32 protein-coding genes are annotated in these 25,490 nt (G+C 45.8%); 21 read left to right on the top strand and 11 right to left on the bottom strand.

Going from position 1 to position 25,490, the window contains the following annotated elements; all coding sequences use genetic code 11:
* The first annotated feature begins 210 nt into the window (after positions 1-210).
* Positions 211-759: a hypothetical protein gene (locus tag DSM107010_RS16370; protein WP_015156974.1), complete on the top strand. Its 549-nt coding sequence runs from the start codon at positions 211-213 to the stop codon at positions 757-759.
* A 141-nt stretch (positions 760-900) separates the two neighbouring features.
* Positions 901-1,725 carry a hypothetical protein gene (locus DSM107010_RS16365; protein ID WP_106169729.1) on the top strand — a complete coding sequence of 275 codons (825 nt, stop codon included), beginning with the start codon at positions 901-903 and terminating at the stop codon, positions 1,723-1,725.
* A 13-nt stretch (positions 1,726-1,738) separates the two neighbouring features.
* On the opposite strand, the gene DSM107010_RS16360 is transcribed toward DSM107010_RS16365, so the two are convergent.
* On the bottom strand, positions 1,739-2,188 hold the full coding sequence (locus DSM107010_RS16360) for a hypothetical protein (protein ID WP_015156972.1): 450 nt from the start codon (positions 2,186-2,188) through the stop codon (positions 1,739-1,741).
* 132 nt (positions 2,189-2,320) lie between these two features.
* Positions 2,321-2,458 (bottom strand): hypothetical protein, encoded by a 138-nt coding sequence (locus DSM107010_RS39675; protein ID WP_015156971.1) that lies wholly within the window; start codon positions 2,456-2,458, stop codon positions 2,321-2,323.
* A gap of 371 nt (positions 2,459-2,829) precedes the next feature.
* Here DSM107010_RS39675 and DSM107010_RS16355 point away from each other — a divergent pair, with 371 nt between their 5' ends.
* The gene (locus DSM107010_RS16355; RefSeq protein ID WP_015156970.1) at positions 2,830-3,282 is read left to right on the top strand and encodes an EVE domain-containing protein; all 453 of its coding nucleotides are present in this window, start codon (positions 2,830-2,832) and stop codon (positions 3,280-3,282) included.
* Positions 3,283-3,360: 78 nt separating this feature from the next.
* Here DSM107010_RS16355 and DSM107010_RS16350 read toward each other — a convergent pair whose 3' ends face one another.
* Positions 3,361-4,527 (bottom strand): DUF1822 family protein, encoded by a 1,167-nt coding sequence (locus DSM107010_RS16350; protein WP_106169727.1) that lies wholly within the window; start codon positions 4,525-4,527, stop codon positions 3,361-3,363.
* Positions 4,524-5,738 (bottom strand): sigma-70 family RNA polymerase sigma factor, encoded by a 1,215-nt coding sequence (locus DSM107010_RS16345; protein WP_127023388.1) that lies wholly within the window; start codon positions 5,736-5,738, stop codon positions 4,524-4,526. The genes DSM107010_RS16350 and DSM107010_RS16345 overlap by 4 nt, the downstream gene beginning before the upstream one ends.
* A gap of 133 nt (positions 5,739-5,871) precedes the next feature.
* On the opposite strand from DSM107010_RS16345, the gene DSM107010_RS16340 reads away from it, so the two are divergent.
* Together DSM107010_RS16340 and DSM107010_RS37990 are read left to right on the top strand one after the other, a co-directional pair.
* Positions 5,872-6,141, top strand: coding sequence for a Mo-dependent nitrogenase C-terminal domain-containing protein (locus DSM107010_RS16340; protein WP_015156967.1), 270 nt, complete (start codon positions 5,872-5,874; stop codon positions 6,139-6,141).
* The gene (locus DSM107010_RS37990) at positions 6,135-6,287 is read left to right on the top strand and encodes a hypothetical protein (RefSeq protein WP_181246352.1); all 153 of its coding nucleotides are present in this window, start codon (positions 6,135-6,137) and stop codon (positions 6,285-6,287) included. Before DSM107010_RS16340 ends, DSM107010_RS37990 begins: the two co-directional genes overlap by 7 nt.
* Here DSM107010_RS37990 and DSM107010_RS39670 read toward each other — a convergent pair.
* Together DSM107010_RS39670 and DSM107010_RS16330 are read right to left on the bottom strand one after the other, a co-directional pair.
* A complete protein-coding gene (locus DSM107010_RS39670; protein WP_127023385.1) occupies positions 6,274-6,558 on the bottom strand; it encodes a hypothetical protein in 285 nt (94 codons plus the stop codon). The two genes, DSM107010_RS37990 and DSM107010_RS39670, sit on opposite strands and share 14 nt — an antisense overlap.
* Entirely contained in the window at positions 6,555-7,412 is an 858-nt protein-coding gene (locus tag DSM107010_RS16330; protein WP_241994235.1) for a FecR domain-containing protein, read from the bottom strand. The genes DSM107010_RS39670 and DSM107010_RS16330 overlap by 4 nt, the downstream gene beginning before the upstream one ends.
* Positions 7,413-7,692: 280 nt before the next feature.
* Between DSM107010_RS16330 and DSM107010_RS16325 the strand changes: the two genes are divergently transcribed.
* The 11 genes from DSM107010_RS16325 to glgP all read left to right on the top strand — a co-directional run bounded on the left by DSM107010_RS16325 (position 7,693) and on the right by glgP (position 16,777).
* Positions 7,693-8,043 carry a hypothetical protein gene (locus DSM107010_RS16325; RefSeq protein WP_015156964.1) on the top strand — a complete coding sequence of 117 codons (351 nt, stop codon included), beginning with the start codon at positions 7,693-7,695 and terminating at the stop codon, positions 8,041-8,043.
* A 280-nt stretch (positions 8,044-8,323) separates the two neighbouring features.
* Positions 8,324-8,701 carry a hypothetical protein gene (locus DSM107010_RS16320; RefSeq protein WP_015156963.1) on the top strand — a complete coding sequence of 126 codons (378 nt, stop codon included), beginning with the start codon at positions 8,324-8,326 and terminating at the stop codon, positions 8,699-8,701.
* A 127-nt stretch (positions 8,702-8,828) separates the two neighbouring features.
* Entirely contained in the window at positions 8,829-9,257 is a 429-nt protein-coding gene (locus DSM107010_RS16315; RefSeq protein WP_015156962.1) for a hypothetical protein, read from the top strand.
* Positions 9,258-9,337: 80 nt separating this feature from the next.
* Positions 9,338-9,685 (top strand): hypothetical protein, encoded by a 348-nt coding sequence (locus DSM107010_RS16310; RefSeq protein WP_015156961.1) that lies wholly within the window; start codon positions 9,338-9,340, stop codon positions 9,683-9,685.
* 85 nt (positions 9,686-9,770) lie between these two features.
* The gene (locus DSM107010_RS16305; protein WP_127023379.1) at positions 9,771-10,157 is read left to right on the top strand and encodes a hypothetical protein; all 387 of its coding nucleotides are present in this window, start codon (positions 9,771-9,773) and stop codon (positions 10,155-10,157) included.
* A gap of 23 nt (positions 10,158-10,180) precedes the next feature.
* Positions 10,181-10,399, top strand: a complete 219-nt coding sequence (locus tag DSM107010_RS16300) for a hypothetical protein (RefSeq protein WP_041462624.1) — start codon at positions 10,181-10,183, stop codon at positions 10,397-10,399.
* A gap of 43 nt (positions 10,400-10,442) precedes the next feature.
* Positions 10,443-10,829: a hypothetical protein gene (locus DSM107010_RS16295; protein ID WP_051033303.1), complete on the top strand. Its 387-nt coding sequence runs from the start codon at positions 10,443-10,445 to the stop codon at positions 10,827-10,829.
* A 289-nt stretch (positions 10,830-11,118) separates the two neighbouring features.
* Complete coding sequence (locus DSM107010_RS16290; RefSeq protein ID WP_127023376.1) at positions 11,119-11,760, top strand: hypothetical protein; 642 nt, start codon at positions 11,119-11,121, stop codon at positions 11,758-11,760.
* Between the two features lie 182 nt (positions 11,761-11,942).
* Positions 11,943-13,301 (top strand): serine/threonine-protein kinase, encoded by a 1,359-nt coding sequence (locus DSM107010_RS16285; protein WP_199755572.1) that lies wholly within the window; start codon positions 11,943-11,945, stop codon positions 13,299-13,301.
* Between the two features lie 172 nt (positions 13,302-13,473).
* On the top strand, positions 13,474-13,944 hold the full coding sequence (locus DSM107010_RS16280) for an ABA4-like family protein (RefSeq protein ID WP_106167576.1): 471 nt from the start codon (positions 13,474-13,476) through the stop codon (positions 13,942-13,944).
* A 142-nt stretch (positions 13,945-14,086) separates the two neighbouring features.
* Complete coding sequence (gene glgP, locus DSM107010_RS16275) at positions 14,087-16,777, top strand: alpha-glucan family phosphorylase (protein WP_106167577.1); 2,691 nt, start codon at positions 14,087-14,089, stop codon at positions 16,775-16,777.
* Here the strand turns inward: glgP and DSM107010_RS16270 are convergent.
* Positions 16,679-17,551 (bottom strand): DUF429 domain-containing protein, encoded by an 873-nt coding sequence (locus DSM107010_RS16270; protein ID WP_106167578.1) that lies wholly within the window; start codon positions 17,549-17,551, stop codon positions 16,679-16,681. The genes glgP and DSM107010_RS16270 overlap by 99 nt on opposite strands.
* 70 nt (positions 17,552-17,621) lie before the next feature.
* Between DSM107010_RS16270 and gloB the strand changes: the two genes are divergently transcribed.
* Positions 17,622-18,395, top strand: coding sequence for a hydroxyacylglutathione hydrolase (gloB, locus tag DSM107010_RS16265; protein WP_106167579.1), 774 nt, complete (start codon positions 17,622-17,624; stop codon positions 18,393-18,395).
* Between the two features lie 17 nt (positions 18,396-18,412).
* Here gloB and DSM107010_RS16260 read toward each other — a convergent pair whose 3' ends face one another.
* Both DSM107010_RS16260 and DSM107010_RS16255 read right to left on the bottom strand, forming a co-directional pair.
* Positions 18,413-19,156, bottom strand: coding sequence for a glycoside hydrolase family 24 protein (locus DSM107010_RS16260; RefSeq protein WP_181246353.1), 744 nt, complete (start codon positions 19,154-19,156; stop codon positions 18,413-18,415).
* Between the two features lie 57 nt (positions 19,157-19,213).
* Positions 19,214-19,876 (bottom strand): NAD(P)H-binding protein, encoded by a 663-nt coding sequence (locus DSM107010_RS16255; protein WP_015156952.1) that lies wholly within the window; start codon positions 19,874-19,876, stop codon positions 19,214-19,216.
* A 184-nt stretch (positions 19,877-20,060) separates the two neighbouring features.
* On the opposite strand from DSM107010_RS16255, the gene DSM107010_RS16250 reads away from it, so the two are divergent.
* On the top strand, positions 20,061-20,723 hold the full coding sequence (locus DSM107010_RS16250; RefSeq protein WP_015156951.1) for a DUF1997 domain-containing protein: 663 nt from the start codon (positions 20,061-20,063) through the stop codon (positions 20,721-20,723).
* 36 nt (positions 20,724-20,759) lie between these two features.
* Here DSM107010_RS16250 and DSM107010_RS16245 read toward each other — a convergent pair whose 3' ends face one another.
* A complete protein-coding gene (locus tag DSM107010_RS16245) occupies positions 20,760-21,230 on the bottom strand; it encodes a DUF4079 domain-containing protein (RefSeq protein WP_015156950.1) in 471 nt (156 codons plus the stop codon).
* A gap of 191 nt (positions 21,231-21,421) precedes the next feature.
* Between DSM107010_RS16245 and DSM107010_RS16240 the strand changes: the two genes are divergently transcribed.
* Positions 21,422-22,903, top strand: coding sequence for an ankyrin repeat domain-containing protein (locus tag DSM107010_RS16240; protein WP_106169939.1), 1,482 nt, complete (start codon positions 21,422-21,424; stop codon positions 22,901-22,903).
* An 89-nt stretch (positions 22,904-22,992) separates the two neighbouring features.
* On the opposite strand, the gene DSM107010_RS16235 is transcribed toward DSM107010_RS16240, so the two are convergent.
* On the bottom strand, positions 22,993-23,376 hold the full coding sequence (locus tag DSM107010_RS16235; protein ID WP_041462623.1) for a pentapeptide repeat-containing protein: 384 nt from the start codon (positions 23,374-23,376) through the stop codon (positions 22,993-22,995).
* Positions 23,377-23,555: 179 nt separating this feature from the next.
* On the opposite strand from DSM107010_RS16235, the gene DSM107010_RS16230 reads away from it, so the two are divergent.
* Complete coding sequence (locus DSM107010_RS16230) at positions 23,556-23,924, top strand: VOC family protein (protein WP_015156947.1); 369 nt, start codon at positions 23,556-23,558, stop codon at positions 23,922-23,924.
* A 253-nt stretch (positions 23,925-24,177) separates the two neighbouring features.
* A complete protein-coding gene (locus DSM107010_RS16220; RefSeq protein ID WP_127023373.1) occupies positions 24,178-25,476 on the top strand; it encodes a recombinase family protein in 1,299 nt (432 codons plus the stop codon).
* Positions 25,477-25,490: the final 14 nt, after the last annotated feature.

Below are 25,490 nucleotides of genomic sequence, written 5' to 3'. Positions count from 1 at the left end.
AGTTGAACCTGAAATTGAATGGCATGAGTTAAAAAATCTCTGGTTGATTAATTTAACTGAAGTGATTTTTTAGAGCCATCAAGTAGTTTTTTATTAGGAAAAGCTATCTGGACTTAGAATGCATAGACTAATGCAAGTTTATTTCTAAGCAGTACTTTGCTGTGTCCTAGTTGAAAAATTCACCAAGATTTAATTTGAAAGGAGTAGCTTATGAATTGGCGTTTAGCTTTAGCTAGTAGTCTTGCTGTGTTGAGTACTGCATCTTTCATCCCCGTGGCAAATGCAGCACCAACAACCCAAGATGTTCCATTTAACGGCACTGTTGCAGGAAGCTGTGTATTTTCTGGGACTGTCGGCGGTACTCTCGGTCAGGTTATGCCCAAATATGGCTGGGTTGAATCTAGTGGAGGTATTCCTGGTTTAACACCTGGTCTCCCTGCTGGTCAAACAATGATTAATTGCAATTCTCCCGCTCAACTGAGTACTTCTGTTCCAGTAGCAGTTAGCGTCCCTGCTAGTTTTAATCCACAGAAGTTGCAATCTATTGTTTACGATGGGGCAAACTATACTACTGCCTATTCCGGTGGTAGTACTTTTGATAGTGGTGCTTGGAACAAGTCTACGACTCCCATAACAATTCCTTCTGGTGTTGATGTTCCACTCCAAGTCGGTATGGTTGCTGGTACGAGAAGCTTTACTTCTGACGTTCCTAGCGGCACTTACCAATATATGGTTACTTTGACTGCAACCCCTAACTAATGCTATGACTGATTTGCTTAATTAAAAGCAATTGAAAAGTGACGAACTTGGTTTTTTTCAAACCAAGTTTCGTTGCTAAATGGAGTTGCGCGTGCGTAACTAACAACGGTAATAGTTATAGTTATTGTGATAAAACCATTGATGAATGTTGCTGCCATCGGTCGCTGTTCGTTACTAGGTAGTTGTTTGCTATCTAGCTTTTTATTGTGGGGCAGTGTTGCCCGCGCAGATATTGCTATTACTCCTATGGTCGTGGAGACAGAAGCTAAACGGGGTCAAGCACAAGGTACGATGACTGTTTACAATCAAGCGCCGGAAGCTTTTCGCGCCCGCGTTTACACTGCTCCCTTTACTTACGACAAAGAACAAGGGTTTCAGGCTTTGAAATCTAGCCCTAACGATCTGAGTCCCTATTTGCAATTCTCTCCTACAGAGTTAGTCGTTCCTAGCTCTGGTAAGCGGAAAATTCGTTTCATTGTACGTTTTCCACCTAACTTACCGGATGGTGAATATCGCACCATGATTTTTACAGAAAATCTTCAGGCGACTAAAGTTACGCAAACTAACCAGACAAATCAAGTCACGTTCATTACTTCTGTTGTGCCGCGCATTGGTGTCACGGTCTACGTCCGTAAAGGAGATGTGTTACCAAATCTCGTTGCTAATAGTGCCAGGTTTAACCCAAAATCGCACCAAGTGCAATTACTCGTGCAAAATACAGGCAAAGCTTCTGCCGTTGTTGCGGGAAATTGGACGTTGAAACAAGGCAAGCAAGAGATTTCTACAGGTAAAATTAACGATACGACTGCGATCGCCCAAGGAGAACGCTATCTATTAATTTCTCCTCAAACTCCCCAGCAAACTAAGTTAGCACCAGGAGAGTATCAACTCTCTGGCGAGTTGAAATGGGGTGAGGGCAAGACAAACCACACTCCCTTTAGCGTTAGCTTCACCGTACTGCAGTAATTAAGGTTAGTCATTAAGGTGGCGTGACAGTGACGCTGAGATTCAGGCGATAATTATAATTTCCTGGGGTAAAGGCAACAGGACGCTCTACCCGCATTCGCACTTCTAAATCCGTGTTACCTGTGGGTAAGTTGGCAGTATTATTTTGACTATCGCTGCTTAGGCTATTCGCTCCAAAGTTCAGAAAACCTACCCGCGTCGTCCCCTCTGGATCGTCTGACGCTCCTTCTACCAAATTCGGAGATAAAATACTAATCTGAGCCGCTAGCTCTGATGGTACGTTAACGCTCAGGGTCGCTGGTGCAGTTGACTGCAATATTTTCATATTCCCCAACATCGGCTCTACAATGCCAGGGTTAACATTGCTGAATGCTACTTGAGGTGCTTCTTGAGCGATCGCGGCATAATTACCAAAGCCTACCAAGATCGCTCCAGTGATAAATAATGTTAATCGGTGTAGCATTCGGCTCAGAATATGTGAATATCGATTGACTTCACTCCAGCGATCGCGAGAGTGTCAACCGGGAATATGGCATTTTCCAGTTATGAGTGTCAAGGATATCGAGCCGAAATCACCTTACACTTTGCGATCGCCTTAACCTTTGGTTAAACGAATATGCTCCATAATTCGCTTCTTGCGGTCTTCTGAGTTGAGTGACGGTTTAATAAAATCTCCCGTACTGCGAGATAAATGTTCCATAATCTGCCGTTGCCGATCTGATGCTTCAGCCATGAGCGAGTTAATCTCCAATGCTACTATTTTTATCAATACTTCATATTATTTTACGTAAATTCATGAATTTTGGAAACGAGCGGTTATCAGTGGCTAGTGGCTAGTGGCTAGTGGCTAGGAGACAGTTCTACTACTCGTGAAATTGACGCTCCTTGAGTGTTATCAGTAGCTAGTGGCTAGTGGCTAGGAGACAGTTCTACTACTCGTGAAATTGACGCTCCTTGAGTGTTATCAGTGGCTAGTGGCTAGTGGCTAGGAGACAGTTCTACTACTCGTGAAATTGACGCTCCTTGAGTGTTATCAGTAGCTAGTGGCTAGTGGCTGGACTCCTTTCTAGTTACTAGCCACCAGTCACTAATCACTAACGATTTATGAATTATTGGTTGATGAAATCAGAACCACAGACTTACAGCATTTCAGACCTCGATCGCGATCGCACCACAATTTGGGATGGGGTACGCAACTATCAAGCCCGCAACTATTTGCGTCAAATGCAAGTAGGAGATTTAGCTTTTTTCTACCACTCTAATGCCACACCCCCAGGAATTGTGGGTTTGATGCGAGTTGTCACACCTGAAGTTATCGATCCGACGCAGTTTGACTCTAGTAGCCCCTACTATGACCCAAAATCGGACTCTCATTCTCCGCGCTGGTATACAGTTAAAGTGGAATTTGTCAAGGTTTTTCCTCGATTTATTTCCTTACCTACGTTGAAACAAAAATTTAGCCCAGAAGAACTAGGCGTAGTCAAACAAGGTAATCGATTATCAGTAATGCCCGTTACCGAGGCGATCGCCCAAAGAATACTAGCATTGGCTCAGTAAGTATTTGTCATTTGTCATTCGTCATTTGCAAGTAGCTAGCCACCAGCCACCAACCACCAGCCACTGATAACTGATTTCTCAAAATCGCAAAATCTCGCGATCGTAATTGATTGGGGTGGGTTCGATTTCCCAAACTAAACCTTCGCCTGGAGCAAGAGAGACTTCGACAAATAGACATTCTACAGGTTTGCTAGCTGTGTCTTCGTTGCCTTCAAATGCTTGTAAGTCTTCAGTTAATAAACGTAGTGTAAATCCGGCAGGAATGGAATCGCCCATAGCATGACGTAACTCAAATCGCCAGACTCCCCCTGTACGAGGCATCGCTCTTAATTCATACTGCTGCTGGGCAATAATCATGTGGCGAGTCAGCAAAACTTCTGGAAAAAATTGTGTCGTCCCTCTTGCAGCCGCCACGATCGCTGGTTGCCAGGTGCTTTGTCCCCATCCCATCTGTCTTGCTGCGTCCGATACTCCTGTTTGCAGCCATTCTAAAACCGACCACTGTTCGGGATGTCCCAAACGGTGATGGTAAAGTTTTTGTCGCCAACCGCCATGCGAGATTAACGCGCCCCATAATTGAAACGGTACTGCCAAGCGCGGACTCACAACTTCTGAGCTTCCCAGGCGGGGAATTAAATTTTCTACCTGTGCTAAGGGAATGACAGGTAAAGTTGCAACTGTCCGGCGTGTCGTTTCGGTAATACCGAGTTGTCTGCTTACCCACAATACGCTCATGTTCTGAATTACATGGGCTTCATCTAGGCAATAGCTGCGGTCTTGGGAATCGTAGCTACCATTTTGTTTGAGTTGTTCGTGGGTAGCATAACCCCAAACTCTAATAGATGCGCAATCGGGGTCTACTTGTACGCCAAAGTAATAATCAGCAACCCAGTCAGGAATGTCTACCCATTCTTGAGGCACGCGCAGTTCGCTTAAGTCAATTGTCTCTGTTGGAATTAAGACGATCCGCAGCCTGTCCCAAGCTACGCCCGTCCCATTCACAAATTCCCAGATACTAGGTAAAGCGGTGAAACTCGGTACAGCCAGAGCTTTTCCAGCATGTTCTTCCCGCAACCAGGGTAATATAGTCTGGAGGCAAACTTGATTGAGATAGGCGTTCCAACGACTGCTGGGATGAGAACAAGCTTGGCTGCGCTGCCATGCCTGCGATCGCACTAAATCCGACACTTCCAGCCACACCTGTGTCGGATCGGTTAAAGTTAGCGAGCTAGGATCGAAGGTCATGAGGTAGACTCCATGAGCGAGGAGGGACGGCGGTAATGTACCTGCAACCATTCCTCTAAAACTGTGTTGATATTATTGAGTACCTCTGATGTCAGAGTAATATGCAATGTCTCTTGACTCCATTTTGCCAAAGCCAGTAACATGCTTTCTCTGGCTCTGGTGAGGCGGCGAGAAACTGTATATTGTTTGGTATCGATCGCCTTGGCAATTTCCTGTTGCGTCAGTCCCTGTCCGTAGTACATTTGCATAATTGTCTGTGCTTGCGAGTCCAGTTTGGCGATCGCTTCTGCTAAAACTGCCTGCATCTGAGTTTGTCGCGATTGCTGTTTTTTCTGTTCTTCAACAGCGATCATTTCGTTCAGGTAATTATCTTGCTCGAAGCTACCCAAATCGTCCAGAAATGCTCCTGATTCTTGTCCTGGTTTGGGAGCGTCGATCGATACGAGTGAGGGATAGAGGTAAGAGCGTGCGGCTTTGGCACAGGCAACAAGCCATTTTTCTAGCGTCTGAGCGTTACATTCTGTCCCTGATGGCTGGAGTTGGGTAATGCGTTCTTGATTGTAAAGTTTAGCGATCGCCTCCCAAGTCTCAGATTCCGGTTTGGGCAGTTGGCGGGTTCCCGTGGGCTGAGTCGGAACGTAAAGCGTTTTAAAGCAATTCCAAGCAAGGACGTAACGGTTAATAACGTCTACACCAAGTCCGGCATTTTGTAAAGACTCTAGCAGTCTTTTTTGACTTAAGCGACGCAGCAGCGACCAATTTGTCGAAATATCGACTTCCTGCTGTTGGCGCAGCAAATCTTTCAGGACGCTGCTAAAAATCGCACTGGCATAGTTTTTAAACCCGTAACCCAATTGGGGGTTAAAGCCTTTTAAGACCTTATCAAAACGGGCGATCGCCATTTGAAAGCAATCAGACAAGGTGTATTGGGATGAAGCAAAGCTGGCACTCGTTTTATGTGCCGTCCAGTAGCACACTTCCTGCAAGTAAGCGGTAAGGTGTGCCTTAGCTAGACTATCAGGCTGAGTTTGCCACAACTTATACCAATAAAGAACCCAATAGTTTTCCGCCGCCTCCATTTGCGGAGATTGTGCCAGCCTAGCTTGCATACTCCGCCGCAAGTGTGGGTCGCTGACCCAAGCACGGAAGCGGTCTGCGTCAAATTGCAGAAAGGTCGAAAAGATTTCGATAATGCCTTGACGGGGACGCATGAATCAATCGCTCACGTTAGTTGCATAACACAGCAGAGGTAAACCTATCAAATAAATGAAGGTAATTAACCACCTATATAAATAAAACCCACCAGTTCCACCTAATTTCAGTATTACAAAAGGAGAGATCCCTATGTTCGCACCAATCGCACTCAAAAGTAATATCTGCCAATGGTTAGAAAGCCTAGAAATTCACAATCCCAAATTCGCTCATCTGTTTTGTCAATTAATTCCCGCACGGTGTCCTTTTGAACGGACAATTAGCTTCTTTGGACGCAAGCTGGTTCACATTCCACCTCTATGTAAGTTAAATCCTTTCTACGAACAGATCGTTTACCTCCGCTTCAAGTGCCTGTGCTTCCTAGCAGACGAGTGCGGTGAAGATGTTACGGTTTATTGTTAAACGGCGGGAGTCGGGAGTCGGAGAGACAAGGAGGACAAGGGAGACAAGGGAGACAAGGGAGACAAGGGAGACAAGGGAGACAAGGGGGACAAGGGAGACAAGGGAGACAAGGGAGACAAGGGAGAATAATTATCATCCACAAATGACGAATGACAAATGACGAATGACGAATGAGAAATGATAAATGACGACACAGATTGGGTTATGGATGCGAAAGATAATTGCTAGCACTGTCCCAGGACTATTGTGGATGCATTCGGTGTTGGCGCAGGACGAGCTATTAACCCGTACTGACGTTTTAGAAGTTAGATACTCTGTATAACCGCAGCGCGATCGCGGACAGATTGACTCTTTCACCTGTGCTATTTGGGATAAGGCGATGTCATTGTGGGATGTAACAGCGATCTGACCCATCATCTCCTACTCGGCACAGATGGAAAACCCTGAAAAACATTTTGAGGATCTGTTGAAATACCTTTCGGTTCTTCTTTAACGGTACACGGTACGATCTGCTCGAAACCAGGTGGGGGTTCTGTTTCTTCGCGGAATTGCTCTTCTAAAGCGGCGATCGCCTGATTTCGGACTGTCAGAATCGTATTTTGTGCTTGTGGCGGGAGGCTATCGCTCGGTGTTTCCTCCGCCGTGCCTAAGTCAGCCGCTAGATTGCAGGCTTTGTAAAATCGCCTCAAGCTCATATCTTTTACAGCTGTCAATTCTCCTTGTTTCACAGCCGTGCGCTGTCCCGCATCTAAAACCACTACGCCTTCACCCCCAGAAGTGGCAACAGTCACGGGAACTTGGGGGTTTTCGGTCAAAACTCCAATTGATGTCATGTGTTTATCTGAGTTATGCTGCACCCATACGGCTGTTCCCGGCGCTGTGACTACAGCTTCTGGTGTCACAACAGTACCGCTCTCATCTCCAGGTGGAAAAATAAACAAGGCAGTACCGTTACGCAACTGAAAACTACGGCTACCAGGTACAAAGCGAAAAATAGCATTTCCCCCTAACCGCACCAGCGAACCTTCATTAAAAACTAAATCTGCTCTAGCGAGGGGATCGGTTTTGACTGCATCTAGAGGCTGAACCATGTCTGCAACTTGCGCCGATCGCGGCGGTTGGTTTTTCAGCCATAATTGAACTCGATTGACTAATTTATAAATTTCTGCTTGAGTCAACAAATCTGACTGCGCGATCGCTAGACTGCCGAACATGGCTACCAGATTACCTGCGATAAATCCTGGCGCGAGCAAACGTTGCCACCATTTCATCAAAATTATCTTCTCCTTAACTTGACTGTAATTTACTGTCTCAGGAACTTATACAACTCGGTCAAAGTCTTTTTGGAAGGGAGCAGGGAAAAAGAGAGCTGAGGGAGTTGAGGAGGCTGAGGAGGCTGAGGAAGCAATTCAAAATTCGCGCATTCAAAATTTCCCACTCGCCTCTTGCCTCTTGCCTCTTGCCTCTTCTCGCACACCCCACACCCTTTCTTCACGCTCTTACTGATAACTGATAACTGACTGACAGCTAAGTGCAAAGGAAGAAATTACTATGAAAATCGATCGCATCCTCAAAACTGGTTGCAGCGGTTTAATTTTAGCTGCAAGTTTCGGATGGTTTTGTATGCCTGCCCAAGCCGATAAGATTATTCAAATTAACACGCAAATTACCGGACAGGATGGTAATAGCAACACTTCGGTCCAACAATCCTCTCAAACTGCCGAAATTGATAAAAAGGGGATAAAAACGAAACTCGATCGCTCCGGTGACTACGACTATTTGCACGATTCCTCCGAGTCTTCTCGTCAAGACAAGCATAATCGAGGCAATCACCAACAAACCAATCGCAATGACAAGAAAAACACTTCTGTCGATCGCGGCGTTACTGTTTATCCTCGCTAGTACCTGCGATCGCTAGTAGCTTCAGAAATTTCTCAATGCTCTAGCGCGATCGCGTCAAATGTAAGCCTACACTGCGATCGCCTTTTCTTTTTCTTTCTAGTCTCAAAAAAATTTTGCTTTCTTTCCGAAATGAGGCACAACTTTTCTGATTAACTGTAATAGTGATGCAGCAAGTAACCAAAAACACTTGCTCGTCTGTGGAACAAATCTCTAAAAACCTCCGACATGAAGGCTATCGTCCTTCTGAGGACAACAACCAAGTGCAAGTGAAGTAATAAAAATGACAAACAACAATCTCAGAACCAATCTTAACGCCGGACTCAAAACAGGTTTAGTTGGATTAATCGCTGCCGCTGGCTTTGGTCTAATTGCTCTGCCCGTCAAAGCTGACGAAATTAACCAAGGTAACACGCAAACCACCGGACAGGACGGCTACAGCAACACCTCTGTCAACCAAAATACCCAAACGGGCGAAATTGAGGAAACTGAAACAAGATTTGGTCGTCCAGATCGTAGAGAAGGTCGTCCCGATCGCAACTCCATCAACCAAGGCAACGACCAACTCACCGATCAATATGGTGATGGTAATACTTCTGTCAACCAAAACACTCAAGATGGACGGATTCGTCGCGACCGCTTTGAGGTTCGCGATCGCTAAATCCTAATTCCCATCCTGCAATAGGTTGGGTCATGCTCCTCACACACAGCTGTAATGCGATCGGATTTGACGACCCTCAACTATAGAACTAATCTGAAACCGATCTTAGTCGAAGGAAGTCACGCACATGCTAAACACCACTTCACATCCAGAAGTGAAGAGAATTTTCTCAACTTGTTTGCTCGGTCTTGTTGCTGCTACTGGAATTGGATTGAATTCCCTTCCCGCGCGTGCCGATGTCACCAGTCGTAGCAGTTCTTCTAACAGTGCAACAGCGAGCGATGGTGGCAGCGTCAACCAAAGCACTCGGCAAACGAATATCATTCACAGTGACGGTTCGGGAAATCATACATCAACTCAAAATTCCCGTGTCAGTGGCTCTGCAAGCGGTGAAAACAACCGCATAGATCAACAAATCGACCAATACAGCGACCAAGATCGACGTGGTGACAGCACGAACAGTACCACCAGACAAAACGCTCAAAGCGATGCTGTGACGAACGGAACCGATAACCGCATCCAGCACAAGATCGACCAATTCATTCGACGAAGATAAGAATTTGCTGTAGAGATGTTACATGTAACGTCTCTACAGCCCAACAACTAACAACTAAGTGCAAAAAGAAGGAAAAAACTATGACAACCATCAAATCTACTGTTAAAGCTGGTCTAGTCGGAATTATTGCTGCTGCTGGTTTTGGATTGCTGGCTCTGCCTGCTAAAGCAGACGAGATTAACCAGGATTCAGTCCAAACCACAATCCAAGAAGGAAATAACAACACTTCTGTTAACCAAAGCACTCAAAACGCTGAAATTGATAAATCTGAAAGAAGATTTGGACGGCGTGGTGGTGCAGAGCGTTCGAGAGATGTTATCAATCAAACCTCCGATCAATTGACCGATCAATTTGGTAGCGGTAACACTTCTGTCAACCAAAACACTCAAGATGCTCGAATTCGCCGCGATGTATTTAATCGTCGTTAAACAATCGTTCATTGTTAATGGTTAATGGTTAATCGCCATCAACCATTAACCATTAACAATTAGCTAATAGTGCAGGTATCTGCTCATGATGAACAAAAAATCGATTTCAGTCTTGGTTGCCTCTATTTTTCTGGTGTTACCAATGGAAATGGCGAAAGCAGGCAACGTAGAAATTCGGTCAAGCAACGGGGGGTCAACGGTCGTTCGAGGTGACGACATCCGCGTGACCAACGGCAACTCTCAAGTTACAATTCAACGCAATCGTCCAGCCGTGAGAAGTAGCAACCGCTGGCGGCGGATCTACAATACCCGTACCAGACGCAGCCCGTGGAGTGTCAGTCCCCAAGTCCGGCGGACGCAAACCAGTTGTAGAGGCGGTAGTACATACAGTCACCAAAGTTCTTCCACAACCACTTCTTCTGGTGGTGGAGTCAGCCGCACTCAAACTTCTTCCACAACCACTTGCAGATAGCCGTCGGTAAATAGGAGCTAAAAGTGCGGTTTAAATTCTGGTTACTCGGCTTACTCAGCGTTACCACTTTATCTGTGGCTGCTTGCGCGATCGAGCAACCTCGTGCAATTGATAATTCTCAAGTTCTGAGAACTCGAACTGATTGTAACAAGGGTAATTATAGCCACCAGCGATCGCAAACCACTGTTTCTTCTGGTGGCGTTTCTCGCACCTATAGTTCTTCATCAACAACGTGCGAATAACACTACAAATCGACATTCCACACTAGGAGAAAAAGTGAGATTTATGAGATTTAAATTTTTGTCCCTTGGTTTATTTTCCCTTTCTACTGTATTGGCTTTAGGTACGACAACAATTAAACCCGCCCAAGCTGTATGTACTGCAACTGACGTGAACGTGCAAGTGGGCGTATCTAGAGAGCCAGCCGAGCAAAACAACGAAGCTAGCGCCGAGTTTGACGAAAATTGCTACAACAACAATAGTACTCATACGTCTACTCAAGTCGGTCAAGGCGATCGCGTCAGACAAAATCGCCGCAGCGAACATAAACTAGGTGGTCGTGAAGGCGACAACAAATTGCGCGAAATGGGGATAGATACTCCAAATATTTATACTCCTGTCGATGTTCGCGTGAATGTACCTACTCCAGAAGGAGCTTTGGAACGCCGTTAAATCAGTTGTCAGTTATCAGTTATCAGTAGGGTGGGCAACGCCTACCTAATGCTTGATTTGATGCATCAATAAGATGGCTAAATCGCACGCAATCTTAATAACTGCCTTAATAACTGCAATAACCGCTCGCTATTCGTAGCATATTTCAACTTTCTTGAAGTTAATTCCACAAATCCCTTCACCCTTTTGTACACTTAGCTTATACAAAGGGGTTTTTCAGTTATCAGTTATCAGAAGGAGTCGTAAGGGCGGGTTCACCAAAGATCTCTAACTCCGACGAAGATTTCGGATGAACCCGTCCGTACAGGAGTCAGAAGAATGTAATTACAATCTCTTCCACGCACCACGCATCACACACCACTCAATTACCAATTACCAATTACCCATTACCACTCACTTTCTCCCTACTCACTTAAAGATGTTAATCGGATTCATAATTGCTGTTTTAGGACTAAGTTCGCCATTAAATTATTATCAAAATAATTTATCTTTACCATCAAATAGTCAAACAATTAAACCTATGAATTATTCAAGAAGCTACTCGTATTCTCATAGTGTTGCTAGTACTTATAGTCAATCATCGACTCAATCATCGACTCAATCATCGCAGCAACAAACAACTGGAATCAGTTTGAATGCAACCGCACTGCGATCGCCTCACATTTTATCAGTTGCGATCGCCGGAAATACTCGTCTAACCGGAAAAGTCATGGTAGATGGGGTAGAAGTGAAAAAACTACAAGCAAGTCAAACAAGCTTCAATTTAGTGCCTTATTTAACAAAAGGAGATAACAAAGTTGAAATTGTAGGAGAGTATCGACCAGTTTCCTCTAACGTGGCGATTAAACTTTCTGGACCTGGGACACAAATATCACAGCAAGTCAGTGGCAACGGTAAATTAAGACAAACGCTCATTATTACCATTCGTTAAGCTTTTTCAAAAACCTCTGATTTATTTGTGAATAATTAAGTTATAGGGTAGGTATCGCTTACCCTATTTTAGATTTGGTCTTGCATAACCATTCTACTTCGCTCCTAACTAATAATAAGAGTAGATAGGATGATAACTTTATACCCACCTCCCCCTCCACTTTGTCCGAGGAAAGGATCGCTATGGCTGACGGTAACAATAATAACGCCAATTTTTTAAAAATCGTTTATACCAAAGTCACAACCAACGGTCAAACTGAGTTAGTGCCACTTAAGCTCTACTCAGAAGTGCCGATTGAAGAAATTGCCTTGCCTGAAGTTAAAACTCCAACCGCAAATACGGCAACGGGAATGTTAATCGCTAATCGTTATTTGCTACATCGAGTTTTAGGACAAGGAGGATTTGGACGGACATACCTAGCCTACGATCAACATTGCTTTAATAAGTTTTGTGTTTTAAAAGAATTTTTACCAGATTCAATTGCGACACATTGTTTACAAAAATCTCGCGATTTGTTTGAGCGAGAAGCAAGAATATTATATCAAATCTCTCATTATCAAATTCCTAAGTTTTTAGCATGTTTTGAAGATAACGAACGACTATTTTTAGTTCAGGAATACGTTGACGGCAAGAATTATTCTCATATTTTACGAGACCGTCTACTAAAAACCGGACAAGCATTTTCTGAAGCAGAAATAGTTCAATGGCTTCAGCATTTATTACCTGTATTAGATTATATTCACCAACACGGAATCATTCACCGCGATATTTCTCCCGATAATATTATTTTTGATGGCGAGAAAAATTTACCTGTATTAATTGACTTTGGAGTTGGGAAACAGGGAGTAGAAGCATCTGGTAATATGGCTGCTAGTAACTCCGAGCAAGCCTATATTAACTACAAATCTATGGTGGGTAAAGTTGGCTATGCGCCCCACGAACAAATTCGGATGGGTCACTGTTCTCCTAGTAGCGACCTCTATGCTTTGGGCGTGACTGCAATTGTTTTATTAACTGGTAAAGCACCCCATGAATTGCTCGATCGCTATTCTTTAGAGTGGCTCTGGCAAGATTATAAACCCGTCAGTCACGGCTTGACTCAAATTCTGAATAAAATGCTTGCCGACAGACCGCGAGAGCGCTATCAATCGGCAATGGAGGTACTTTCAGCAATGGGTGGAGGGCGATCGCAGCCTACTGTTATTAATCCACCTGGGACAGAATTTGTACCGCAATCGCCACAAAAACCTGTATTTCCCAGCCAACAACAGGCTTCTTTTTATCCGCAGACTACAGGTATTTCATCGCAACCACCACAAGTCACTCCACCTCCAATCGAGCAACGTTCCTCGCTGCATCCTGAATTCGTGAAACTTTGCCATCAAGAACTAACTAATTTTGTGGGACCAATTGCGAGTTTTCTAATTCGAGAAACTTTAACTCAAAATCCTAGTATATCGGCTCATATGTTAGTAGAAGCTTTAGCCGAAAAAATTCCTAATCCACAACAGGCGATCGCCTTTCGTCGTCGTTTGCACTAGATTTTTGTACTAGATTTAAGTATATGTATATTGGTAGGGTGCGTTAAATAACGCACTCTATTGAGCTTTCAGCCCGATCGCGCGATCGATAAGTAACTTGACAGATAGCGATCGCCCCCTGTAGTAATGCTGTAGTAGTGCTATTGTCTCACCCCTACTTTGCAGCACAGTCATGACAATCGAACAACTATTCAATGGTGCAAATATCTTCGTTTTACCCTTTTGGGTATTAATTATTCTGCTGCCAAATTGGGGCGTAACCCGAAAGATAATGGAATCATACCTCCCATTTGTCGCCTTAGCAGTGCTATACGGTTTTTTCTTCGTTAATAGTCTCACTGCTGAAAACGCCCAAGCTTTATCCAATCCCCAATTAAAACTAGCAGATCTCGCCCAAATCTTTGCCGATCCGAAAGTCATGGCGACGGGATGGACTCATTACCTCGTCATGGATTTATTTGTCGGACGCTGGATTTACTGGGAAGGACAGCGCACCAGAGTTTGGACGATTCACTCATTAGCCTTGTGTTTATTTGCAGGTCCTTTAGGCTTACTCTCCCACATTCTCACTAGCGCGATCGGTCAAAAGTTCTTTACTCGTACCGAAGAGAGTAAGGTAGAGACTGTTACTACATCTAGCTGAATTGGTAGTTGGTAGTTGGCTAGACTGATAACTGATAACTGAAGCAATGAGTCATCGGTAATGGGTAATTGGTAGTTGGCTAGACTGATAACTGACAACTGATAACTGATAACTGAAGCAAGAAAGAATTACACCCTGCTATATGCAACCAATTCGCACGTTTAATGTCTCTCCTCGCCTATCGCCGCGCCTCGAACCTCTCCGGCGACTGGCTTACAACTTACATTGGGATTGGAACGTTGAAAGCAAAGATTTATTTCGGCGCTTAGACCCCGATTTGTGGGAATCGAGCCACCATAACCCTGTATTAATGTTGGGTAACATTAGTCAAGCGCGGTTGCAAGAAGTGGAGGAGGATGAAGGCTTCTTGGCGCAAATGGATAGGGCTGCCCGTCAGCTAGATGACTACTTGCAAGAACGCACCTGGTATGATAAGCAACGCGGACAGAAGACGGGAGACGGTAGCCTTGCCACGCAGCACACGCTCCACGAATCTACGCGCTATGCGAAAGAGTGTTACGCTTATTTTTCGGCAGAATTTGGTTTAGTAGATTGTTTGCCCATCTACTCCGGTGGCTTAGGGGTACTAGCAGGAGATCATCTCAAATCTGCGAGTGACTTGGGTTTACCGTTGGTGGGTGTGGGCTTACTCTATCAGCAAGGCTATTTTGCCCAATATCTCAACGCTGATGGTTGGCAACAAGAACGCTATCCCATCAATGACTTTTATAATATGCCACTGCACTTAGAGCGCAATCCTGACGGCTCTGAGATCCGCGTTGCAGTAGACTACCCTGGAAGAACCGTCTATGCAAGAGTCTGGCGCGTCCAGGTGGGGATGGTTCCGCTGTACATGCTCGATACCAATATCGAACCGAATGGCGCATACGACCATAACATCACCGACCAACTCTACGGCGGCGACCTCGATATGCGCATCCACCAAGAAATTATGTTGGGAATTGGTGGCGTGCGGATGCTAAAGGCGTTGGGATATAACGTCACGGCATACCACATGAACGAAGGACACTCGGCATTCTTGGCATTAGAGCGCATCCGCGTGTTGATGCAGGGTGAAGGTTTGAGTTTTACTGAAGCCAGACAAGTCGTAGCAGCAAGTAACCTATTTACCACCCATACCCCGGTTCCCGCAGGAATCGATTTGTTCCCCGCAGACAAAATGTTGTATTACCTGGGACATTATGCCGATGCGTTCGGGTTGGGACGCGATGAGTTTTTGGGCTTGGGACGCGAAAATACTGGGGATCTGAGCGCGCCTTTTAGTATGGCAGTGTTAGCGCTAAAAATGGCGACTTTTGCTAACGGGGTAGCCCAGTTACACGGTGTCGTGTCACGCGAGATGTTTCAAGGATTGTGGCACGGTGTTCCAGAAGAAGAAGTGCCAATTACAGCCATCACTAACGGGGTTCACGCCCGTAGTTGTGTTGCTAAGTCAACCCAGGAATTATACGATCGCTATTTGGGTCCGAATTGGTCTTCAGCCCCCAGCGAGAATCAGTTATGGGAACGGATGGATGCAATTCCCGATGAGGAGTTGTGGCGCAACCACGAACGCTGTCGCTTGGACATGATCGTGTACGTGCGGGAGCATTTAGTCAAGCATTTGCGCGATCGCGGTGCTTCTCCTGCTGAAATTGCCGAAGCTCAAGAAGTTCTAGACCCCTATGCTTTAACCATCGGCTTTGCACGGCGCTTTGCTACCTACAAGCGCGCAACTTTATGGATGCGCGACTTTAAGCGGATCGAGAAAATTCTTACCAATAAAGACCGCAAAGTACAATTTGTCTTTGCAGGTAAGGCACACCCTAAAGATATTCCAGGCAAAGAACTGATTCGCGAGATCAACCGCTTTATTCGCGAACATGGGTTAGAGAAGCAAGTTGTCTTCGTCCCGAATTATGATATGCATATTTCGCGGTTGTTAGTTGCTGGCTGCGACGTTTGGCTCAACAATCCCCGCCGTCCCCGCGAGGCTTCCGGTACGAGTGGAATGAAAGCAGCGATGAATGGACTACTCAACTTGAGTGTCTTAGATGGATGGTGGGATGAAGCCGATTACGTCCGTACTGGTTGGGCGATCGGACATGGAGAAATTTACGACGATCCCAATTTCCAAGATGAAGTCGAAGCAAATGCCTTGTACGATTTAATCGAGCAGGAAGTTGCCAGACTATTCTACGATCGCGATACTGACAATCTGCCCCGCCACTGGATTGCCAAAATGAAGGATGCAATTCGGATTAACTGTCCGTTTTTCAATACTTCCCGGATGGTAGGCGAGTACGCCTTACGGGGTTATTTCCCAGCTAGCGATCGCTACTCTACCTTAACTGCCGATAAATTTGTCCCAGCAAAAGAATTGGCTCGTTGGAAAGCCGATTTAACCGAACACTGGAACTACATTAAAGTTGTCGAGATCGATATTGCCGAACCAGCAGAAATTCAAGTGAATCAAAATATTGCTGTCAAAGCCAGAATCGATCTTGCCACATTGTCCCCTGATAGCGTGCAGGTAGAACTGTATAAAGGTAACGTTGATGCTAGTGGGGAAATTGTCAACGGCGTACCAATTACGATGCAGTTTCAAGGTACAGATCCACAGGGGATGAGTATCTATACGGTTGAAATTAACTACACCACTTCTGGCTTACAAGGATTGTCATTACGGGTATTGCCAAAACACAAATATCTGTCCAATCCCTACGAGACGCGACTAATTCTCTGGGCGGAGGACTCTAGCGCCGTCAAGGTTAGCAGCTTGGACGGGCAAGGGAGCAGGGACAACAATGTACCCGCTGGTGCGATCGCCTAATACCCAGTTCCGCTCTAAACCCCAGTACCACCAATGCGCCGCTACATAAGCACAGATCAGACTATCTAACTGGTCTTCTACGGCTTTGAGGCTAGCAAGAGTCAGTGATGCGTGGCGATCGCTATTTAAAACCGATTGTATTCTCTTGTGACTCGTTATAGAGGGAATTTTGCCCCCCTTTTTAAGGGGGGTTGGGGGGATCTCCGAGGATTGGCAACTCTCCTGGCTCAAAACCAGAGCAGGTTCTAGAGTTGACAAAACATCAACAATATGCCGGCGGAGTTTGAGCAATTCTAAGTAACGTTCCGCCAGCTTTCCTTTTTTATATTTAAGAATCCGGTCTAACTGGAATAAATGCACGATCGCAGGATGCGGAAACACCTCAATTTGGTAGCGTCCTGGCATTTGAGGAGTAATTTCTGGCGCGTGGTTAAATCCCCTAGCTTCTAAAGCTAGACCAAAATCTACTGTCCTTTGAGCAAAAGGTAGGCTGAGATTAGCTGGATAGCAACCAGCATGATATTTACCAAAATATTTGTGAGTGAGTTTGTCAGGTAAACGCATCCCTGTGGCGTTGGGGATTAGAGTCGGCGCGTCTACAGCAACAATGGCTGGTTCCTCTAGTTGTACCCAAGTATCGATCCAAGCGAGGATATCGGCAATAGATTCTCTACGATCTAAATCCAATAGTTGTAACTGCCCGTTTGTTAGTTCTAAACAACACAAACCGCTTGCACCAGAACTCCAACCCAAATCTATTCCTAGAAATTTCATCCGTTAAAGCGATCGCCTTACCAAGACTCACTCGTTAAATTGTAAATGGCACTATACACGGTCAGACTAAATGCAGGTTATTCGTCTCAACGCACTCTCTGATAACTACATTTTCTTACTTTACGAACCACAGCAGAATATAGCTGCTGTCGTCGATCCGGCTGAGGCTGAACCAGTTTTACGCCAACTGCAACAACTGGGTGCAGAATTAGTGGCAATTTTCAACACCCATCACCATCACGATCATGTGGGTGGAAATCAAAAGCTGATGCAAAAATATCCACAGCTGACAGTTTACGGTGGAGTCGAAGATAAAGGCAGAATACCAGGACAAAAGGTGTTTTTACAAGAAGGCGATCGCGTTTCATTTGGGAATCGCACTGGCGAAGTTTTCTTCGTCCCAGGACACACCCGTGCCCATATCGCTTACTATTTTCCTCCTACCAGCGTCAACGAACCTGGAGAATTATTCTGTGGCGATACTCTATTTGCTGGAGGATGCGGGCGATTATTTGAGGGTACGCCGACCCAAATGGTAAACTCTTTGAGCAAATTACGAAATTTACCCGATAATACCCGGGTTTGGTGCGCTCACGAATACACGTTGAAAAATCTGCAATTTGCCTTAACTGTAGATGGAAATAATTCAGAACTGCGATCGCGCTTTGCCCAGGTACAAGAGGCTCGCGATCGCGAGCGAGCGACTGTACCATCATTATTGGGAATAGAAAAGCAAACTAACCCATTTCTCCGCTGGCAGCAACCCGAACTACAAGCAGTTACTAAAAGTCAAGATCCCGTGCAAACATTTGCTCGTTTGCGGGGCATGAAAGATAGATTTTAACAGTTATCAGTTGTCAATTATCCCCGATCTTGTAATTCCTGTTGCAAGACTTTTTGGTAGATTCGTGGCAAAGAACTGGTCATCGCGTTATCTTCAATTCCGTAACCGAGACTCGTCCAAGTACCGGAAAGCAGCCTTAACACTCGGTCTAACTTTCCTTGGCGCAATAATTCAGCAATATCCGTCCCCCACTCTTGCGAGTCGTTGAGCCAAGCATAAACCACCTTATCCTGATATCTTGCCTCAAAACTATAAGACTGCCAAAACAGAAAGCCAGAAGGCTGAGGGTGGTATCGAGGCGCAAGAGCATACCAAGTTGTATTTATCATTTGATATCGCCCCGCTGCGGTAGAGCAATTTCCCTTGTTAGGACCGTTGACAATTGTGATACAGCGTTCTGGATGACGGCTCAAATCGCTAACGCGCTGACCACCATAGATTAGAGAATAGGGTCGAGAACCATTTGCCTCGCTAGCGGAGATCGTCCGCATTAAAGCCCGAATGTAAGGATCTCCCCCCTGCATCACCAGAGGAGGAAAATTACTCTCAAAAGTAGGATCGGGAGGCGATTTCTCTTGAGGTAAATGCCGCAGAAAGGAAAGTAAGACAAATGCAGCAATACCAGCGGCAACTAAGCGCCTTCTGCCGATTCTTAACAAGGGGGTGGTAATGGGTAATTGGTAATGGGTAATTGGTAGTTGACTATTATTGGTTGTAGACGCTGGCACTACACTGCGTGAAGGTTGTTGGTTGTCGGTCATTATTCTCCCTTGTCCTCCTTGTCCCCCTTGTCCCCCTTATCCCCCTTATCCCCCTATTTAAGCAACGCCTGCAAACAAATCCGCCAAATTCTTCTCTGGGGCTTCTGGTTTGGCGATCGCCTCGACAATTTTATTCCGCGCTGCTGGTTGAAATAAAGCTTCCACACAGATTTCGGCTACCTTGGTACGCGGAATGCTACCGCTTAAAGACAGCGTATCGGGAGAATATAACTCGATCTTATCTGCGTTATCTTCATTCTTTAACCCCCCAGGACGGACGATTGTATAAGTCAAACCACTTTTTTGAATGTACTCTTCCGCTTGCTTCTTCCAAACCAAAATTAACCAAAACAAGTTGAGTGGATGGAAGAATTGCGACGCACCAACCGAAGACACCAAAACAAAATGCTCGATGCCTTTGGCTTTAGAAACATCGACTAGATTTTTCGTGCCTTCGTAGTCTACTTTATAAGGTGCTGTGGGGTCGAAGCCCGGTTTTGCTCCTGTCGCACACAAAACGACCGTACTATCTGCGATCGCAGCTTCTAAGCTACTTGGCTGTAGCACGTCACCCTGCACCAATTCGGCAGTATTAGGTAGAATTGCTCTAGCCGAGTCCAAGTTTCGCACCAGCGCCCGCACGGGAATATTTCGTGCCACGAGTTGCTGGACGATCCTGCGACCTGTCTCACCTGTTGCGCCTGCTACAAATGCTTTCATAGTGATTATGTTAAATAAACGACAGTTATTTGTCCTGCTATCTCTAAATTTTAAATTTGATAAACATTTGATGAACTCTGCCAGATTGACGTTTTGTTTTAGTAAAGATCGAGTTGGGAACAGCAACCTCTAACTTATCGTGGGCATCCTGAATATAGAGACCAGATTAGACACAAGGGCTTTTATGCTGTCAAGCAATCGCGAATACCAATACATGGAGGCTTCAGAAACGGTTTGGGATGCAGCAGCCGTGCCAGAGGTAGAAGTACCAGCCGAGAAACTAACTCGTTTTCACGGTCAGTTTACCGACTGTATGGAAATGTATGCTGACGTGCATACTGTTGCCGAATATCTTAACGCCCATCAGGGTTGGTTTTGTCGCTGCGCTCAGCCGATGACAGTAGAGCCGCTTGGCGCTAACGGTTATGCCTTGACAGTCGGTCGCTTTGGTGCCTTCAATTACGAAGTAGAACCTAAAGTCGGTTTGGAACTTCTACCTCCAGAGTCAGGCGCTTATCGAATTAGAACGATCGCCATTCCAAATTACGTTGCTCCTGGCTACGACGTAGACTTCAAGGCAGTGATGAATTTAGTGGATGCTAGTACTAACAGTCATTACAGCGGTGTCGTTACTGGAGTCGAGTGGGAACTCGATTTATCGGTTTATTTGCATTTTCCCAAGTTCATTCAGCGCTTGCCGCAATCTGTCATTCAAGCTACAGGCGATCGCCTCTTGAATCAAATCGTGCGTCAAGTCTCCCGCCGTCTAACTCACAAAGTACAGGAAGATTTTCACACGTCCTTCAATTTAACTTTTCCCAAAAAATCGAAGCGCCGTCATAGTTAATATTAGAGCGCGATCGCGCTCTAACACCAAATGCGATTACTGTTTAGTAATAATTCTCTGGACAATTTGTACTCCACTTACGGCTTGCCAACTAAATAGAGCTAAAATCGTGGCATTTAGGACAATATGGGTGTATCTCGCCCAATCTTGTCCTTTTTGCATGAAAGGGGACAAGCTAGCAGAAATAGCAATCATTCCTGTCATACCCAATCCCGCTAAAAGGTGAGGTCCAACGAATAGCTTGCCGTTATTAATGTAAGTCACAGCCATTGCACCAATCGCACCCAATACCATCAGCGCCAAAATCACCGAACCAACTTGGTAGTGTTTGACATTGTATCTGCCTTTGAGCAGCTCTTTCTTTTTCTCGCCTTCAGCAGTTCTTGCCCGTCGCCACTGTATACCCAAATAGAGCGCATAAATTGACACTCCTAGTAAGATCCACATCAAGACTGGATGGAAAAAATTGAGCCAGAACTTGACTTCTGGGGAGAGTAGAGTATTCATCGTGCGTTCACCTGGCTTTAAGAATCTTTATAAAAATTATAGTAGGGAGTCGGTAGGGGCGCACTGCTTTGCGCCCGTACAGAGGAGTCGGGAGTAGAGGAGCGGAGGGAGTAATTCAAGTCACAAGTCGCAAGTCACAATGAATTCCGAATTCTCCTCACTCACCACGCACCACGCTTTATGAGATGATTATGAGCATGGATAGTCGTGGTGTCTCCTTAATTCGAGCGGTAAAAAGTGGCGACGTTGGGCAGGTAACAGCGCTACTCGATCGCGGCGCTGACCCTAACGAGTGCGATCGAGAGGGTACGACAGCCTTGATGTTTGCCGCTCAACTTGGATATAGAGAAATCGTTCGCGTGTTGCTCGATCGCAATGCCAATCCCAATATCCACCGGCAACTTTTTGGCATTACGGCTTTGATGTTAGCAGCTGCGTCCCACCGTCTCGACGCGATCGAACTCCTGATTGCGAGGGGAGCAGATGTTAATGCTGGTAATGACGACAACAGCACAGCCTTGATGGTAGCAGCTGCCAAAGGAGATCTCGAAGTCGTACAAATCTTGTTACAAGCAGGTGCAGATGTCAATACTAGAGACAAAGATGAGGATACAGCACTGCTCCTAGCTATCCAGCACGGACACGATCGCGTCGTCCAAGCTTTACTCGTTGCAGGGGCAGATCCAAACCAAACCACAGCAGGCGAAACAGCTTTAACTCTAGCAACAGCAACAGCTAACACTCAGCTAGTCAGAATTTTGCTGGCACATGGTGCAGCAGTGAATGGCAAAAATTGGGAAGGTAGAACGGCACTCATGCAAGCTGCGCAAAGAGGTGATGTTGCCGTAACTCAATTGTTGCTAGCTAAAGGTGCTGAGCTGAATTCAAAAGATGATGCTGGCGAAACAGCTCTCACATTGGCAGTAGACGGAGGAAACCTAGAGATTGTCAAAGCCTTGTTGGAAGCCGGTGCTGATGTGAAGGCAAGGACGGAAGATGGTAGTACGGTAGTCGCGATCGCAGCAGCTAGCGGACAGGGAGCGATCGCCTCTGCTTTGCTTCTATACGGCGCTGACATTAATGCTAAGGATAAAGATGGAGAGACCCCCTTACATTTGGCTACCGTTGAAGGCTACGCTGATGTAGTAGAGACCCTACTCGATCGCGGTGCTGATGTCAATGTCAAAAATCAACTTGGCGATACTCCGCTACTGGTAGCAGCTTTGCAAGGACACAGCCAAATTGCTGAAGCATTGCTGCGGCGGGGTGCAGACCCTAATGTCAGAAATTCAGACGAAACTCCCCTCAACCTTGCCGCTAGCCTCGGTCGCACTGAGACAGTCAGAGTATTGTTAAACTATGGCGCAGACCCAAATATCCAAACAGCAGACGGTAAAACCCCGCTGATGAAAGCAGCAGACCGCAACCAGATCGGTGTGATGCAACAGCTATTAAAAAAAGGCGCAGATGTAAATCGCCAAGATGCAGCCGGAGCCACAGCTCTAATGTGGGCAGCCCATCGAGGTTACAGCGAAGCCGTAGAATTATTATTAAATGCAGGGGCAGATGTTCATTTAAAAAATCGTGGCGGACATACAGCACTGACGATCGCCGAGTTTAACGGTTATAAAAATGTGGTGCGATCGCTCCAAGCCGTTGAGGGTAAGTCGTAAGTCAAAAGTCAAAAGTCAAAAGTCAAAAGTCAAAAGTCAAAAGTCAGAAGTTATAACAGATCGCTGATAACTGCCCCCCTGCTCACTGCTCACTGTTTCGCTCCAGCTACATATGCTCCCCAAAGACTAGCACCGTCCATATTGGCATCGGTTAAGTTGGCTTGGGTAAGATTTGCCATTTTCAATTCTGCTCCACTCAGGTTAGCACCTTTGAGATTCGCTCCAGATAAATTAGCACCATTCAATTTAGCACCGCTTAAGTCAGCATGAGTGAGATTTGCCATACTCAAAGAGGCTTCTTGCAGGTTTGTTGCGCTTAAATTCGCTCCACTCAAATCGGCTTCGCTCAAAGATGCTTCTTTCAAGTTAGCACCACTCAAATTTACGCCGCTCAGAGCAGCACTGATGGCATCGATGCCTTTAAAATCTCTCTCTCCAGCTTGATAGCGCTCGATTAGTTCTGAAACGTTCATCTTCACCATCGATTCTCACAGTAGGATTGGTAGTAAGCATCAAGCTTGAGCGAACGGACTCTAGAGCCTGTGTAGTCGTGACTTACAGTCGCAAGAGTGCTTACTCGTATAAGTTTTGCAAATATAAAAAGCGAGAAAAGTAAGATTAGATACTGATGTTGGGGAAGGTGGAGCAATTTATGCAAATCGAGCAATGTCTTCATACAGCTATACTAGTCTCCAATTTAGAGCAAGCCGATCGCTTCTACGGGGAAATTTTGGGATTAGCCAAAGTCGAGCGATCGCTCAAATTTTCTGGTAGTTGGTATCAAGTCGGCACGTATCAAATTCACCTGATTGTTGCACCCAGCGTACCTTTTACAACTCAAAACCCCGAAAAATTGGGTCGCAATCCTCATATTGCTTTTGCTGTATCCGATCTAGATGCTGCCAAGCAAAGACTTTTGGCTCACAACTGTCCTATTCAAATGAGCGCTTCCGGTCGCGCAGCTCTTTTTACCCAAGACCCTGACGGCAATATCATCGAATTGAGTCAGTTATCAGGGTAATGGGTAATGGGTAATGGGTAATTGTTATCAGTAGCTAGTGGCTGGTGGCTAGTGACTAGAAATTCTTCCTTGTCTTCCTTGTCTCCCTTGTCCCCCTTGTCTTCCTTGTCCCCCTTGTCCCCCTTGTCCCCCTTGTCTTCCTTGTCTTCCTTGTCCCCCTTGTCCCCCTTGTCTTCCTTGTCTTCCTTGTCCCCCTTCGCCCCCTAATCCCCCTTGTCTCCCTTGTCCCCCTTGTCCCCCTTGTCCCGACTTAATGACAATCTTTGCTTACTGCTATACCGATCCTCTCCTCGATCCGACACCCGATCTCGGTCGATGGCAGGGTATGGATCGAGTTTATCAAGACTTAGGGCAGCGATCGCAGTTGCAGCAGTTGTTGAGTGACTGTCAGACAGCACCACCAAACTGTTTGTATATTCGTCGCTTGGACGATCTAGGCGATAGTATGGCAGAAATTGGCGATCGCTTGGTTCAATTACAGGCTCTGGGTGTAAAGGTAGCGATCGGTGAATCGTCTTTAGCAACCGATTTGGGGAGTGAATTAACGCTACAGACAGATTTAATTCAACTTCTACACACCATAGGACAACAGCAGCGCAGCCGTCGTCTGCGTCAAGGACACGCTCGCACTCGTCTCAATGCCTTGCCTCCTCCTGGTAAAGCTCCCTATGGTTATCGGCGTGGTAAAGAAAAATACGCGATCGACCGCACGACTGCTCCAGTTGTGAAAGATTTTTTTGAAAACTTTCTCCTGTTCGGTTCTTTGCGCGGAGCAGTACGGCATTTAGCACAAAAATACGGCAAAAAGATTTCCGTGACTACCGGACGACGTTGGCTGACGAATCCTGTTTATCGAGGCGATACGGCTTATCAAAACGGTGAGACGATCGCCAATACTCACGCACCAATTATTTCTCGGGAAGAGGCGGCTCAGATCGATCGCCTGTTGCGGCGTAACCGCCAGCTCCCGCCGAGAACTGCTAGCGCTCCTCGTTCCCTCGTCGGATTAGCGAATTGTAGCGAGTGCCAAGCGCCAATGACGGTTGTGAGCGTTACTGCTCGTCGTCAAAAGCGAGAATATCTCTACTTGCGCGCCTTACAATGTCCTCATCGCCCTAAATGCGGTGCTATTGCCTACGAACAGGTATTAGAACAAACAATTGCTGCTATTTGCCGCGATTTACCTAATGCTGTGGCTCAAATGAATTTTCCGCAATTGGATGCAGCAAAGCAGTCTTTACTCAACGCGATCGCCAATCGGGAAGAGATTCTAGCTCAACTTTCTCAGCTTACTAGTACAGGTATTTTGGATGAAGAGACTGCTAATTTACGCGCCTACAAACTGCGCGCGGAAATTTCCCAGTTACAAGCTCAATTTGCGACTTTACCACCAGTTAATTTACGTTCCGTAGCTCAGGCTGTATCCATTCCTCAATTTTGGTTCGATTTATCTGAATCGGAGCGTCGCTTCTACTTTCGCGAATTCATCAACCAAATTCAGATTCTGCGGCAAGATACGGCTTGGCAGGTACGCTTAGTTTTTGTTTTTTAATATTAGGCTTCACT

Source organism: Chroococcidiopsis cubana SAG 39.79 (assembly GCF_003991895.1).
Lineage (GTDB): Bacteria > Cyanobacteriota > Cyanobacteriia > Cyanobacteriales > Chroococcidiopsidaceae > Chroococcidiopsis > Chroococcidiopsis thermalis.
Note: the sequence above shows the minus strand (reverse complement) of the source record. Positions and strands in the feature narration are given on the sequence as shown.

Bases quoted from the DNA above. Each gene is read 5' to 3' on its own strand.
- DSM107010_RS16370 (WP_015156974.1), top strand. From the start codon at position 211: ATGAATTGGCGTTTAGCTTTAGCTAGTAGTCTTGCTGTGTTGAGTACT.
- DSM107010_RS16365 (WP_106169729.1), top strand. From the start codon at position 901: ATGAATGTTGCTGCCATCGGTCGCTGTTCGTTACTAGGTAGTTGTTTG.
- DSM107010_RS16360 (WP_015156972.1), bottom strand. From the start codon at position 2,188: ATGCTACACCGATTAACATTATTTATCACTGGAGCGATCTTGGTAGGC.
- DSM107010_RS39675 (WP_015156971.1), bottom strand. From the start codon at position 2,458: ATGGCTGAAGCATCAGATCGGCAACGGCAGATTATGGAACATTTATCT.
- DSM107010_RS16355 (WP_015156970.1), top strand. From the start codon at position 2,830: ATGAATTATTGGTTGATGAAATCAGAACCACAGACTTACAGCATTTCA.
- DSM107010_RS16350 (WP_106169727.1), bottom strand. From the start codon at position 4,527: ATGACCTTCGATCCTAGCTCGCTAACTTTAACCGATCCGACACAGGTG.
- DSM107010_RS16345 (WP_127023388.1), bottom strand. From the start codon at position 5,738: ATGCGTCCCCGTCAAGGCATTATCGAAATCTTTTCGACCTTTCTGCAA.
- DSM107010_RS16340 (WP_015156967.1), top strand. From the start codon at position 5,872: ATGTTCGCACCAATCGCACTCAAAAGTAATATCTGCCAATGGTTAGAA.
- DSM107010_RS39670 (WP_127023385.1), bottom strand. From the start codon at position 6,558: ATGATGGGTCAGATCGCTGTTACATCCCACAATGACATCGCCTTATCC.
- DSM107010_RS16330 (WP_241994235.1), bottom strand. From the start codon at position 7,412: ATGAAATGGTGGCAACGTTTGCTCGCGCCAGGATTTATCGCAGGTAAT.
- DSM107010_RS16325 (WP_015156964.1), top strand. From the start codon at position 7,693: ATGAAAATCGATCGCATCCTCAAAACTGGTTGCAGCGGTTTAATTTTA.
- DSM107010_RS16320 (WP_015156963.1), top strand. From the start codon at position 8,324: ATGACAAACAACAATCTCAGAACCAATCTTAACGCCGGACTCAAAACA.
- DSM107010_RS16315 (WP_015156962.1), top strand. From the start codon at position 8,829: ATGCTAAACACCACTTCACATCCAGAAGTGAAGAGAATTTTCTCAACT.
- DSM107010_RS16310 (WP_015156961.1), top strand. From the start codon at position 9,338: ATGACAACCATCAAATCTACTGTTAAAGCTGGTCTAGTCGGAATTATT.
- DSM107010_RS16305 (WP_127023379.1), top strand. From the start codon at position 9,771: ATGATGAACAAAAAATCGATTTCAGTCTTGGTTGCCTCTATTTTTCTG.
- DSM107010_RS16295 (WP_051033303.1), top strand. From the start codon at position 10,443: ATGAGATTTAAATTTTTGTCCCTTGGTTTATTTTCCCTTTCTACTGTA.
- DSM107010_RS16290 (WP_127023376.1), top strand. From the start codon at position 11,119: ATGAACCCGTCCGTACAGGAGTCAGAAGAATGTAATTACAATCTCTTC.
- DSM107010_RS16285 (WP_199755572.1), top strand. From the start codon at position 11,943: ATGGCTGACGGTAACAATAATAACGCCAATTTTTTAAAAATCGTTTAT.
- DSM107010_RS16280 (WP_106167576.1), top strand. From the start codon at position 13,474: ATGACAATCGAACAACTATTCAATGGTGCAAATATCTTCGTTTTACCC.
- glgP (WP_106167577.1), top strand. From the start codon at position 14,087: ATGCAACCAATTCGCACGTTTAATGTCTCTCCTCGCCTATCGCCGCGC.
- DSM107010_RS16270 (WP_106167578.1), bottom strand. From the start codon at position 17,551: ATGAAATTTCTAGGAATAGATTTGGGTTGGAGTTCTGGTGCAAGCGGT.
- gloB (WP_106167579.1), top strand. From the start codon at position 17,622: ATGCAGGTTATTCGTCTCAACGCACTCTCTGATAACTACATTTTCTTA.
- DSM107010_RS16260 (WP_181246353.1), bottom strand. From the start codon at position 19,156: ATGACCGACAACCAACAACCTTCACGCAGTGTAGTGCCAGCGTCTACA.
- DSM107010_RS16255 (WP_015156952.1), bottom strand. From the start codon at position 19,876: ATGAAAGCATTTGTAGCAGGCGCAACAGGTGAGACAGGTCGCAGGATC.
- DSM107010_RS16250 (WP_015156951.1), top strand. From the start codon at position 20,061: ATGCTGTCAAGCAATCGCGAATACCAATACATGGAGGCTTCAGAAACG.
- DSM107010_RS16245 (WP_015156950.1), bottom strand. From the start codon at position 21,230: ATGAATACTCTACTCTCCCCAGAAGTCAAGTTCTGGCTCAATTTTTTC.
- DSM107010_RS16240 (WP_106169939.1), top strand. From the start codon at position 21,422: ATGAGCATGGATAGTCGTGGTGTCTCCTTAATTCGAGCGGTAAAAAGT.
- DSM107010_RS16235 (WP_041462623.1), bottom strand. From the start codon at position 23,376: ATGAACGTTTCAGAACTAATCGAGCGCTATCAAGCTGGAGAGAGAGAT.
- DSM107010_RS16230 (WP_015156947.1), top strand. From the start codon at position 23,556: ATGCAAATCGAGCAATGTCTTCATACAGCTATACTAGTCTCCAATTTA.
- DSM107010_RS16220 (WP_127023373.1), top strand. From the start codon at position 24,178: ATGACAATCTTTGCTTACTGCTATACCGATCCTCTCCTCGATCCGACA.